This is a genomic window from Bacillus sp. C30, assembly GCF_040838255.1.
Classification (GTDB): domain Bacteria; phylum Bacillota; class Bacilli; order Bacillales; family Bacillaceae_G; genus Bacillus_A; species Bacillus_A mycoides.
Genome location: NZ_JBFPJH010000016.1, coordinates 1 through 11,379, shown reverse-complemented (window position 1 = coordinate 11,379; position 11,379 = coordinate 1). Strand labels below are relative to the sequence as shown.

The 11,379-nt window shown below is 35.6% G+C and carries 12 protein-coding genes; 6 read left to right on the top strand and 6 right to left on the bottom strand.

The genetic code is table 11. The features are described from left to right. The first annotated feature begins 50 nt into the window (after positions 1–50). Complete coding sequence (locus AB3X49_RS03665) at positions 51–278, top strand: hypothetical protein (RefSeq protein WP_002129567.1); 228 nt, start codon at positions 51–53, stop codon at positions 276–278. A gap of 34 nt (positions 279–312) precedes the next feature. On the opposite strand, the gene AB3X49_RS03660 is transcribed toward AB3X49_RS03665, so the two are convergent. From AB3X49_RS03660 to AB3X49_RS03650, 3 genes are read right to left on the bottom strand one after another with little or no spacing between them, the layout of a single operon-like run. After that, complete coding sequence (locus AB3X49_RS03660) at positions 313–1,119, bottom strand: ABC transporter permease (RefSeq protein WP_002089141.1); 807 nt, start codon at positions 1,117–1,119, stop codon at positions 313–315. After that, a complete protein-coding gene (locus tag AB3X49_RS03655; protein ID WP_367960559.1) occupies positions 1,112–1,876 on the bottom strand; it encodes an ABC transporter ATP-binding protein in 765 nt (254 codons plus the stop codon). The genes AB3X49_RS03660 and AB3X49_RS03655 overlap by 8 nt, the downstream gene beginning before the upstream one ends. Before the next feature lie 11 nt (positions 1,877–1,887). Continuing rightward, positions 1,888–2,895: an ABC transporter substrate-binding protein gene (locus AB3X49_RS03650; RefSeq protein ID WP_113734045.1), complete on the bottom strand. Its 1,008-nt coding sequence runs from the start codon at positions 2,893–2,895 to the stop codon at positions 1,888–1,890. A 120-nt stretch (positions 2,896–3,015) separates the two neighbouring features. Here AB3X49_RS03650 and AB3X49_RS03645 point away from each other — a divergent pair, with 120 nt between their 5' ends. The 3 genes from AB3X49_RS03645 to AB3X49_RS03635 all read left to right on the top strand — a co-directional run bounded on the left by AB3X49_RS03645 (position 3,016) and on the right by AB3X49_RS03635 (position 4,311). Further along, positions 3,016–3,312 (top strand): DUF3986 family protein, encoded by a 297-nt coding sequence (locus AB3X49_RS03645; RefSeq protein ID WP_367960557.1) that lies wholly within the window; start codon positions 3,016–3,018, stop codon positions 3,310–3,312. Between the two features lie 11 nt (positions 3,313–3,323). After that, positions 3,324–3,554 carry a hypothetical protein gene (locus AB3X49_RS03640; protein ID WP_002034470.1) on the top strand — a complete coding sequence of 77 codons (231 nt, stop codon included), beginning with the start codon at positions 3,324–3,326 and terminating at the stop codon, positions 3,552–3,554. A gap of 193 nt (positions 3,555–3,747) precedes the next feature. Continuing rightward, complete coding sequence (locus tag AB3X49_RS03635; protein WP_367960555.1) at positions 3,748–4,311, top strand: YwbE family protein; 564 nt, start codon at positions 3,748–3,750, stop codon at positions 4,309–4,311. Between the two features lie 41 nt (positions 4,312–4,352). Here the strand turns inward: AB3X49_RS03635 and AB3X49_RS03630 are convergent, their stop codons facing one another. Next, entirely contained in the window at positions 4,353–5,606 is a 1,254-nt protein-coding gene (locus AB3X49_RS03630; RefSeq protein ID WP_002015720.1) for a glycosyltransferase family 39 protein, read from the bottom strand. Between the two features lie 291 nt (positions 5,607–5,897). On the opposite strand from AB3X49_RS03630, the gene AB3X49_RS03625 reads away from it, so the two are divergent. Further along, positions 5,898–7,964 (top strand): LTA synthase family protein, encoded by a 2,067-nt coding sequence (locus AB3X49_RS03625; RefSeq protein ID WP_367960553.1) that lies wholly within the window; start codon positions 5,898–5,900, stop codon positions 7,962–7,964. A 185-nt stretch (positions 7,965–8,149) separates the two neighbouring features. Continuing rightward, positions 8,150–8,401, top strand: coding sequence for a hypothetical protein (locus AB3X49_RS03620; RefSeq protein ID WP_367960551.1), 252 nt, complete (start codon positions 8,150–8,152; stop codon positions 8,399–8,401). A gap of 49 nt (positions 8,402–8,450) precedes the next feature. Here AB3X49_RS03620 and AB3X49_RS03615 read toward each other — a convergent pair whose 3' ends face one another. Both AB3X49_RS03615 and AB3X49_RS03610 read right to left on the bottom strand, forming a co-directional pair. Further along, a complete protein-coding gene (locus AB3X49_RS03615; protein WP_367960549.1) occupies positions 8,451–9,260 on the bottom strand; it encodes an alpha/beta fold hydrolase in 810 nt (269 codons plus the stop codon). 21 nt (positions 9,261–9,281) lie between these two features. After that, on the bottom strand, positions 9,282–11,309 hold the full coding sequence (locus AB3X49_RS03610; protein WP_367960547.1) for a catalase: 2,028 nt from the start codon (positions 11,307–11,309) through the stop codon (positions 9,282–9,284). Between the last annotated feature and the right edge of the window lie 70 nt (positions 11,310–11,379).

The window sequence follows — 11,379 nt, the reverse complement described above, 5'->3', positions numbered from 1 at the left end:
GCGCATAGTATAGGGGCTATAAGTTTACTCTCGAGGAGGTAATGAAACGTATGAAAACGATTCTTGCTGTTGCTGGTCTCATTTGGGTAATGTCTCACGGTTTTCCGATTTTTGAAGGGGAGCAAATTCGTAGTGCATTAAATAAAGAGTTTAATGATTATCATATTATTGATCGAAAAGATAATGTCGTTACGGTGCGTGTGAAAGATTGTTTCCATACAGTTACGGTTGCTAATGGGAATATTGCAGATGATTCGAAAATGTGTGATAAAAGGTAGAAGAAAGAAGCTGACTCTAGCATATCGCTCTAAGTCAGCTTTTTTTTCGTTTTCCAATAAGGAGTTTTTCAAATGCCTCGACAAATACATACATAAGAGTTGCGAGGACGCAAGTGAGCAATACACTGAGCAAGACGAGTGTGAAGTTAAAGACTTGGAATCCATAGCTAATTAAATAGCCAAGTCCTTGTTTAGAAACGAGGAGTTCCCCGAAAATAACACCGACCCATGATAAGCCAACATTTACTTTTAACGTTGAAATAATTGCAGGGAAAGATGAAGGGAGAATAACGTGCTTATAGCATTGCCATTTATTTGCGCCAAATGTGTCCATGACCTTAATATAGTTGGAATCGACTTCTTGAAATGCGCTGTAAATAACGAGAATGGTAATGATGATAGAGATGATTACCCCCATGGCGATAGAGGATGAAATATTTGGACCGAAAATAACAATGATGATTGGACCGAGTGCAACTTTTGGCATTGCATTTAGGACGACGAGATAAGGATCAAGTACGCGGGCCAAAAGTGGCATCCACCAAAGGAGAGTAGCAATAATAGCTCCGAGTATAGTTCCGAGAATGAAGCCTACTCCTGTTTCAAGTAATGTCGTCCATATGTGGACCCAAAGTGAACCGTCAATCCATTTCGTTAAAAAGAGATCCCAAATACTTGAAGGAGAACTAAAGAGTAAAGGATCAATCCATTCTTTTTTACTAGCTATTTCCCATAGTGCAAAGAAAAGAACAAGAAGTACAAGTTGTAAAGAGCGAGCTAACCATGCATGTTGTCTTTCTTTTTTTCGAAACTGTTCATGTAGTTGTTTTATATTATCCAAGTCGTTCCAGCTCCTTCCATATTTCTTGGAAGAGGGATGGGAAGTCATGGTGGTGGCGTGCTTCTAACGGCGATAAGGAACGGATACTTTCTGGGACGATGAATGTTTTTGCGATTTTTCCAGGGTTCGCCTGCAGTAAATAAATACGAGCACTCATCGCAATTGCTTCTTCAATATCATGTGTCACAAGTAGGGATGTTTTCTTATAGTTACGTAGTAATGTGAAGACGAGATCTTCTAGTTTTAATTTTGTTTGATAATCAAGAGCGGAAAATGGTTCATCTAACAATAAAATTTTTGGGTCGGTCGCTAATGTTCGAACGAGTGCAGCACGTTGGCGCATACCACCGGATAGTTCACGAGGGTATTGCTGTTCTATATCATATAGGCCGACTTGTTTTAAAAGCTTTAATGTATGTTCTTTCGTATTTTCATCATAAACCTTCCGAATATGAAGTCCGAGCATAATATTTTCTTCAATTGTTTTCCACGGAAACAAGTAATCTTGCTGGAGCATATAGCCTATAGAGGGGGTCTTAGTTGTAATCGGTTCACCATCTAAAAATACGATACCTTCAATTGGATCAAGTAGCCCTGCGATGATGGAGAGGAGCGTTGTTTTTCCGCAACCACTTGGACCAAGGATTGAAATAAATTCGCCTTCTTCTACTTGCAAACTCATATCTTCAAGAATAAGTTTGGCATTTTCTTTTGCAAAAAAGCAGTGAGAAACGTTACGTATTTGTAAAAAGCTCATACACTTCGCCTCTATTTCTTAATAACGCTTTCGGCAATTTTTGTATTGACGAGCGCTTCATGTGGAACTTCTTTTTGTAATTCACCAGATTCTTTCATAATCGTTTGGAGTTGTTTCCATTCTGCATCATCTAATAATGGATTTGTCGCATATGAATGTTGTTTTTTGTAGCGTTCAATTACTTTTACTGAAATGTCTTTTGAAGTGTCTTTAAATAGTGGTGAAACGGCATCGGCAATCTCTTCTGGACTATGTGTATCAACCCATTGCTGCGCTTTATATAGTGCGCGCGTGAATTTTTCTGCAGCAGCTTTATCTTTCTTTAAGAAACTTTCTTTTGCCATAAACGTTGTATAAGGGACAGTACCAGATTCAGCTCCGAAAGACGCGACGATATAACCTTTTCCTTCTTTTTCAAGTATACTTGCAGTCGGTTCAAAGAGCTGTACAAATTCTCCCGTACCAGATGCAAAGGCATTTGCAATATTAGCAAACTCGATATTTTGAATTAAGTTCGTATCTTTGCGAGGGTCAATGCCATTTTTCTTTAAAACGTATTCACCAACCATTTGCGGCATGCCGCCTTTACGCTGTCCTAAAAACGTAACGCCTTTTACGTCGTTCCAATTAAAAGAGTCTAATTTTTTACGGGAAACTAAAAATGTACCATCTGTTTGTGTAAGCTGCGCAAAATTAATGACAGGATCTTTTGCTCCTTGTTGATGAACATAAATAGACGTTTCTGAACCAACGAGAGCAATATCAATTCCGCCAGATAAAAGGGTGGTCATCGTTTTATCTCCGCCAGCTGTTGTTTGTAAGTCAATATTTAAGCCTTCATCTTTAAAAAATCCTTTTTCAATTCCAACATATAATGGTGCGTAGAAAAGAGAGTGTGTAACTTCGCCAACGCGAATTTTTTGAGCTTGTTCTTTCGTACTTTCCTTTGTGCTACTACAAGCAGCGAATGTGAAAATAGCTAGTAACATGATGCAAAAAACGGTTATTAATTTTTTCACTATATGACACCTCCTAGAAGTCAATCTACAAGCATAATATGTAGGTAAGTGCCCATATGTGAGTATAGATAGCAGGAATTTTTCGGGTAATAAAGAAGTACAAATATAAGGGGTGATAAAATGGATTACGAATACGATGATAGCGTACATTTACATCTTGATTATTTCGGAACTGAATGTGATATGGAATCGATTGCTTATAAGAGGAAGCATGAAGACGTGTGGGATGTGTATTTTAATTTTGGAGTATACGGTCTTCAGAAAGAGGAGATAGAGACAGGTCGGTTTATGGACGAATATGCCGGTTATTACGTTCTTTCTGTACACGCTCGTGATTTGAGCTGGGAGTTTGGAAGTGCTCAGTTTGAGGAATGGGTTTTGAAGAACCATATAGTAGAAAGAACGCTTCAAAAATAGGGAGGAATTTTGTGTTTGAATTTCTCATCTTATTGCTTATTTGTGTAATTGGAATTTACATCATGCAAGTGCTCACTTACCGATTCGCAAAGAAAAATATTCATAAATATAAGGAAATGAAATGGATTCATATGTGGCTAGACATGACTATGAAAAAGGGTCCGAGATTAGATTTGTTTGATTTTGTACTTATAGTAATCGTAAGTATCATATGGAAAATATGGATGCTTCCTCTTGTATAGTAAACATGCTAATCATCGTATCCTAATAAATAACGAAAAGAACCTGTCATATGACAGGTTCTTTTCTATTTGTAGCATGTAGTGTTACATGGAAAATCCAATGTATACGACAAATTACGACAAAGGGGTTTATACATATTTGTTATTCTATTAAAGGTCATTATTTGTAATGTATATATAGGAGGATTTTTTAATGTTAAAAAAATTATTATTATTTTTACTTATGAGCTTATGTGTAGTGGTTTTAACAGCTTGTAAAGATGAAGAGGAAAAGCTGAAAGCATCGGAAGAACAGAAAATAGATGAGAAGAAAGTTGAAGAAGATAAGAAGGTAGAAGAGCAGCAAAAAGCAGAGGAAGAAAAACGTAAGCAAGAAGAGCAGCAAAGAGTAGAAGAAGAAAAACGTAAGCAAGAAGAGCAGCAAAGGGTAGAGGAAGAAAAACGTAAGCAAGAAGAGCAGCAAAGAGTAGAGCAAGAAAAACGTAAGCAAGAAGAGAAACAGAAGGCTCAGCAACAACAGTCTGCACAACAAGAGAGAACACAGAAACAAGAAAAAACAACAGAAGCAACAGGTGGGAAACCGACAAGATCACAAATTTCGGTTGGTTCACATGTAGTTATTCAATTGGATAAAGATTATAGTAAAACAGTGAGTGGGGTTGTGAAAGATATTTTAACAAACACAGAAACACACACGTACGGAATTAAAGTTCGATTACAAGATGGACAAATTGGCCGTGTTCAAAGTGTTGGATAAATAAAAAAGAGGTCGTCCATTTTTGGACGACCTCTTTTTTGTTATGCTTGGCTAGTGCGGAAAAATGGAAGCTTCTGCACAGCGTAAACTAACCCATATGCAAGAATTAAGCACATAAGAGGGTTAATGAAAAATCCGTAGCGATTAATTGCTAAGAATAAGTTTGAGAAGATGATGTAAATAACAGAACTTGCTACTAGCATCATAACGCGTTTATGTTTAAATGAATTTAGCATGCAGCAGAAACTGCTCAAGAATGTGCCTATGATGAAGACTTTATGACACATTTGCATAAATTTATGAATATGGTATTGGTCTACAGCAGGAGCTGTTTTGAATAATTCAATTGTTTTACCAACAGTGAACCACGAGAACCAATATGTGAAGTCCGTTTTAAATCCATTTTTGATTAAATCTTTTGCGTATGCATTTTTATCTTCTAAACCCTGGGCCTTCATTTGGTTAACTACATTTTCATAGCCGATTTTGTTAAATGGATCCGCACCGGCAATTAATGGGTCCGCACCTTGGGTTGAGAATAAGATAAATTGATTGAACGCTAAATAGTTACGAACAACCCAGGCACCGATAATAAAGAACGGGCCAATGAGCCATAATAATCCAATTCGAATTGAGTCTTTAAATCCATATGTGAACAAGACGACAAGAACAGGAATGAGCATCATTGGAGCTGGATTTGGACGGAACATAAGTAAAATGGAAACGACAATTCCGAACCATATATGGAATTTCACTTTATTATATTTCCATGCGAGAACAAATACATATACACTTAACGTTAATAAGAATATTGAAGGAACTTCGGTTAATAACGTACGGAAGTATGTATAGTTACTTGGATAAATAGCATATAAAATACTTGCGACAATTCCATAAATATTCTTTTCAAATAACTCTTTTCCTATTAAGAATACTAATAACACTGTCCCGAGGTTCAGTATCATATTAATGACGGTTGCCACGTAATAGTAAGGAAGTGATGTAACATCAGAAATAATCATAGCGCCAGCTAATAATAGTGGCTGACCTGGTGTGATGTATGCATTTTTTCCAGGAACTTCACTAGGCTCCAAATAAACATATCCGAAGACACCGTGTTTTAATAGCTGTTCAGCTGTTAACGAATAGTTGAACGCATCATATGCACCATATGTTACTTTGACTACTTCTCCATTTAATCCTGGCTGTTTTACTAGACAAAAAACATGCAACAGGAAAGAAAGCGCCAAAATTACATATACCGCTTTAGGCAAATTTTTAAACTTATTTAACAAAAATGAGCAGCTCCTTTTTTATTAATTCTTTCTTATTTTCATGATAAAACCCTAATAGTATTAAGGTTTTCCAAAACATAGTTATTATATCATAAAGTGGAATGAAGGAATTTAGTTTTTTAAGAATGAATAGTTGGTATTCCAAAAATTAACTGTTGATTAAGGGAGAATTAAGAAACTACAGTTATAGTAGAATCCAGTGTGAAGACGAAATGCATGAAGTATGTTATCTTAATAGAAACTGTTTTTACGGTGCGGGGTGAAATTAATAAACAGAAAAGAGGGAATGAATTGAGGGGTAATTTTTCATTTCATCAGCCAAGAAGAAGTATATTAATTTCAGCGATGTTAAGTGGCCTAGTAACCCTATATGTAATACCAACACTTTTCTTGATTTTAAAATATTTTAGTTTAGATGCGATGAAAGATATGTTAAATCAAAAAAATATTTTAAGTATAATGACAATTTTGATGTGGGTTGTACTACTATATGTTGCGTATTTAAATAAAGGTATAGTTAATAAATTTAAACCGATTATTCGGATTTATATTAGAATGTTTTTAGTAGCGCATGTGGTTACTTTGCTTTTTATTTTCATGCAAAATAATATGAATCTCGTAAATACACTGAATTGGGTTTACAATTATAACGCACAGTTTATATTTAGTTTAATTGTAATTTATGCGATATATGTTTTGGTGTATAACGTGCTTGGGAAAGTTTTTTTGAGTACTATTTTGACAAGCATTTTGCTAATCATTTTGGCTATTGTAAATCACTTCAAAATTGTTTTTAGGGGAGACCCACTATATCCTTCTGATTTTACACAGATTGGACATATGCAATCTGTTATACCAATGGTGATGGATTATTTTAGTTGGGGTTATATCCTTCTCGTTATTGTAAGTGTTGTTGTCTGTATTTTGGCGGGTATGTATGTGAGGAAGTATATTCAAAATGTAAAAGCTCATGCAGGCGTACGAGTTCTATTTATAATAGGATCCGTTTTTATTTTATATGTGTATGGTAATTTTACGAATACGTTTATGAATAAATGGTTTCAAAAGTCAGGTATAGAGTTCGTTTTGTGGAATCAAAATGAAAATTATGCTTCAAATGGTTTTGTGCTAGGATTTATAAGTAATTTAGATATGACAGTCATTGAAAAGCCGAAAGGTTATTCAAAAGAAAATATGCTTCAAATAGCAAACGATATAAAGAAACAATATAGTAGCAATATAGGGGCGCAGAAGCAAAAAGAGAAACCGAATATTATTTTTGTAATGAGTGAATCGTTTTGGGATCCAACGAAGTTAACGAACCTGTCCTTTAGTGAAGATCCTTTACCTAATTTGCATCATTATATAGAAAGTTTTCCTGGTGGACAAACTATTTCTCCTGCATTTGGAGGAAATACTGCGAACGTTGAATTTGAGGCATTAACGAGTTATTCAATGAGTTTGTTAAAACCAGGCTCTATACCATATCAGCAAGTCGTTACAAATAAGAAAGAAATTCCATCAATTCCTCGAGCATTGAAAAAAGAAGGGTATTATACAAGTGCAATTCATTCGTTCGGTCGCTCATTCTTTAAACGGGATGATGTATATAAAGTGTTAGGATTTGATAAGTTTAATGCACAAGATACGATGGAAAATGTAGAAGTTGATGGAGATTATATTAGCGATCTATCTATGAGTAAAGAGATAATAGCTGAATTAGAGAAGCAAAAGAAACCTACGTTTGTTCATGCAGTTACGATGCAAAATCATTTTCCATTTACAGAAGGAAGATTTGGTGAAAATCAAATAGAGATTAGTGGATTAGAAAATGAAGAGTCGAAGGCTGAATTAGAGACTTATACAGAAGGATTAAGACGTTCAGATGAAGCTCTTCAATATTTAATAGAGGAGCTAGATAATTTAGATAGACCTACATTATTAGTATTCTTTGGGGACCATCTCCCATCACTAGGAACAAATAAATCTCTTTATAAAGAGACTGGTTATATAACAAATGAAAAAACGCCAAGTGAACGATTAGCGATGGCGCAAACGCCGTTATTAATGTATGCAAATTTTGATATGCCAAATGACAATTTAGGTTTAGTAAGTCCAATCTATTTTTCAAATCTTGTCTTTGATTATGCTGGATTAAATAAGGTACCGTTCTATCAATTTTTATCGAAGTTATATGGAGAAATTCCCGTACTTCGTGATGAATTGAAGATAGGAAAAGACGGAGAAGCAATAAAAAGTTTAACAGAAAAACAAAAAGAAATGTTAAAGCAATATGAGTTTATTCAATATGACTTACTCATCGGAAAGCAATATAGTAAGGATATATTATTTAAATAGGCGACAAAAAAGAACTTGTATACGATACAAGTTCTTTTTTTATAGTATTTAACGGGATAACCAGACAAGCTAGGTTTAGGGAGTATTACTTGTACATTTAGTATAAATTAAAATAGAGTCGTTTTAATAATTGATTTGTGAGAAGTATGTGAATTTTTCATCTAGTATATAATTGGACAATTTGTTTGATTTTAATAGAATCAGTTCCAGATTTGTTATTAATTTTTAGTTTGCAATTATTTGTTGTATGGATTTATAAACAGACAGGATTTCGAGTTGTTAGTATTTATGCGTTTAACGATGAGCGTGTTTATTTTTTATCTATTCTTTGTATGACAATTGTTCCAACTCTTCATTTTTTCCGCATTATCGTTTTATTTTTAATGGAAGAGAAGAATAAGTCATATGTGGAATTTGCTCGTGCAAAAGGTAGTTAAGAAAAAAGAATTTGCCGTAAGGGCAAATTCTTTTTTTACTGTAAAGGAACTATGAATTTAAAAATTTTATCAGTTCCTTATTTAATTCATCCGCTTGATCGATTGGAGAGCCGTGGCCACTATTTGTAAGAGGATATAGTTCAGAGTCTTTAATTCGCTCTTTTGTTAGCTCAGCACTTTTATAAGGGATGAGTTGGTCGTGAACACCGTGGAATATTTTTGTTGGGACGTTAATTTTACTTAAGTCCTTCGTTACGTCTTCGTTTGCAGCGGCTTGCAAAATTTTGATGAGAGCATAAGAAGCGGACTGCATACCGAGATAAGAAAACCATTCTAACGTGGCAGCTCCTAAGTTTCTATTAAAAAATGATAAAGATACATCACTTAGAAACTTAGGTAAATTTACATACATTTGAGCAATCAGAGCATCTGCTTGTTCTTTCGGTACGCCGTAAGGGGATTCTTGGTTTTTCACGAAAGAAGGAGAGACAGCATCCACTAATGCAAGTTTGGAAATACGACGCCCATTATATCGTGACATATACCGAATAGAGAGAGAGCCACCGACTGAGAAGCCGACTAACGTAGCATTTTCTATTTGAAGTGCTTCTAATACAATTGCGATATCATCAGCTAAACGATCATAAGTGTAACCAGCCCATGGTTTATCAGATTGCCCGTTTCCGCGAATGTCCATAGCGACGCAGCGAAACCCGTGCTGTGGTAAAACATTGAATTGATATTGAAACATTTGGTGATTTAAAGGCCAGCCGTGTACAAAGAAAACAGTTTTACTGTCAGGACCTGGGTTCATATCTTGCACAAAAATGTGTACATCTTTTTCCACTGTAACGAACATGACGTATCCTCCTCATGTATTTTAATAGGCTCTTTCCCAAAATCGCTGTTTTGTCATTGCCTGAATAAATTCATTTGCAAGTAAGGTAGGATTTTGTTCTGTTATAACGCCAGGTTTTCCTTCGATGTTTAAAGATTGAACAATAGTAGTTCCATTTTGGAAAGCGCCAATTGGCTTAAAGTGATTATACGATTCTACGACGAATGAACTTGCCTTGTTAAGAAAATGATCATTAATATTTCCGCCAATAAGAAGTAGCCCATCATAAAGAAGTGGTGATCCTGTTAAGAAAGTATCATTCACTTCCCACTGTCCATTTTGAGAACCTTGCACAAAACCTAATCGTTCGGAAATAATAACGGGCTGAAGACCGGCTTGTTTGAATTGATTTATAATATATTGTGCGTTTTGACCGTCATATCCGTTTGCGACAATGACGCCTACTCGTAATGTATTTGGGCTGAATGTTGTATGTTCCATACTTAGTGCTGGTGAGGATTTTGTAACATTTGATTCTTGAACATTTGGCACTGTTACCCCGACTGCTTCAGCTACTAAAGTAGCTAATTCTGTACTTATATGACCAATCATACCTACGACTTGTTGGCGAACTGATTTACTTTTTACTTTTCCTAATTCAAAGGAAAAGGCCTGCATAATATGGATTTTTTCGACGTGGCTCATACTATTCCAAAATAAACGTGCTTGTGAGAAATGGTCTTTAAAACTAGCGGCTGTTTCTCTTGTTTTATGTCCAGAAACAGTAGAAGGATATGTAACGAAACCGCCTTTCGTACCAGGTACAGTAAAGGGAGAGTTATTAGCTAAAGAGTTATTATGGTAAGCGATTTTTCCTTTATCAATTATATATTTAGACGCACCATCTCTTTGATTGTTATGAAAAGGACATACCGGACGATTAATCGGTAACTCTTGATAGTTTGTACCGACGCGAGCTAATTGTGTATCTGTATAAGAAAAGAGTCTACCTTGTAAGAGAGGATCATTTGTAAAATCGATACCGCGGACGATGCTTCCAGGGTGCAGTGCGACTTGTTCTGTTTCCGCAAATATGTTATCAACGTTTCGGTTTAACGTCATTTTTCCGATGATCTTAACAGGGAAGTCTTCTTCCGGCCAAATTTTTGTTGCATCTAATATATCGAAATCGTATTTAAATTCATCCTCTTCTTCTAAAATTTGAACGCCAAGTTCGTACTCAGGGTAGTTTCCGGCATTAATATTTTCCCATAAATCACGGCGATGATAATCTGGATCAGCGCCGCCTAGTTTTTGAGCTTCATCCCAAATTAACGAGTGAACGCCAAGCTTTGGCTTCCAGTGGAATTTTACGAATCGTGACTTCCCATGTTTATTAACTAAACGAAATGTATGAACGCCGAACCCTTGCATCATTCGAAAACTTCTCGGAATTGCGCGATCCGACATAATCCACATCATCATCGCAGCTGATTCTTGATTATTGGCGATAAAGTCCCAAAAAGTATCGTGTGCTGTTTGTCCTTGGGGAATCTCATTATGTGGCTCTGGTTTAAGAGCATGAATAAGATCCGGAAATTTAATACCATCTTGAATGAAGAAAATCGGAATGTTATTACCCACTAAATCGAAATTTCCTTCCTCTGTATAAAACTTAACAGCGAATCCTCGTACATCTCGGTTCGTTTCATTTGCACCTTTTGATCCAGCAACTTCAGAAAAACGAATAAAAATAGGTGTCTTTTTAGATGGGTCTTGTAAAAAATGAGCCATTGTTAAGTCTTCTAAAGAATCATATAGCTCAAAAACACCATGTGCTCCGTAACCGCGGGCATGAACGACTCTTTCAGGAATTCGTTCACGGTCAAAATGAGCGAGTTTTTCTCGCATCAGGAAATCTTCTAAAAGTGTAGGACCACGATCGCCGGCGGTTAAAGAGTTTTCATCATTTGAAATTTTGACACCTGTATTTGTTGTCATCTCTTTTCCTTCATTGTCTTTTGTAAAGGATTGTAACTGTTCTATTTTTTTATTTTCACGACCGTCCATATAAAGCACCTCCCATATTATACGTATTATTTTTCGTTAGTTTTATGCTTATATAACTATGGGTATATAT

Excerpts from the sequence above, each read along its gene's own strand:
- AB3X49_RS03615 (WP_367960549.1), bottom strand. The coding sequence starts at position 9,260 with ATGTTCGTTACAGTGGAAAAAGATGTACACATTTTTGTGCAAGATATG.
- AB3X49_RS03665 (WP_002129567.1), top strand. The coding sequence starts at position 51 with ATGAAAACGATTCTTGCTGTTGCTGGTCTCATTTGGGTAATGTCTCAC.
- AB3X49_RS03635 (WP_367960555.1), top strand. The coding sequence starts at position 3,748 with ATGTTAAAAAAATTATTATTATTTTTACTTATGAGCTTATGTGTAGTG.
- AB3X49_RS03645 (WP_367960557.1), top strand. The coding sequence starts at position 3,016 with ATGGATTACGAATACGATGATAGCGTACATTTACATCTTGATTATTTC.
- AB3X49_RS03610 (WP_367960547.1), bottom strand. The coding sequence starts at position 11,309 with ATGGACGGTCGTGAAAATAAAAAAATAGAACAGTTACAATCCTTTACA.
- AB3X49_RS03655 (WP_367960559.1), bottom strand. The coding sequence starts at position 1,876 with ATGAGCTTTTTACAAATACGTAACGTTTCTCACTGCTTTTTTGCAAAA.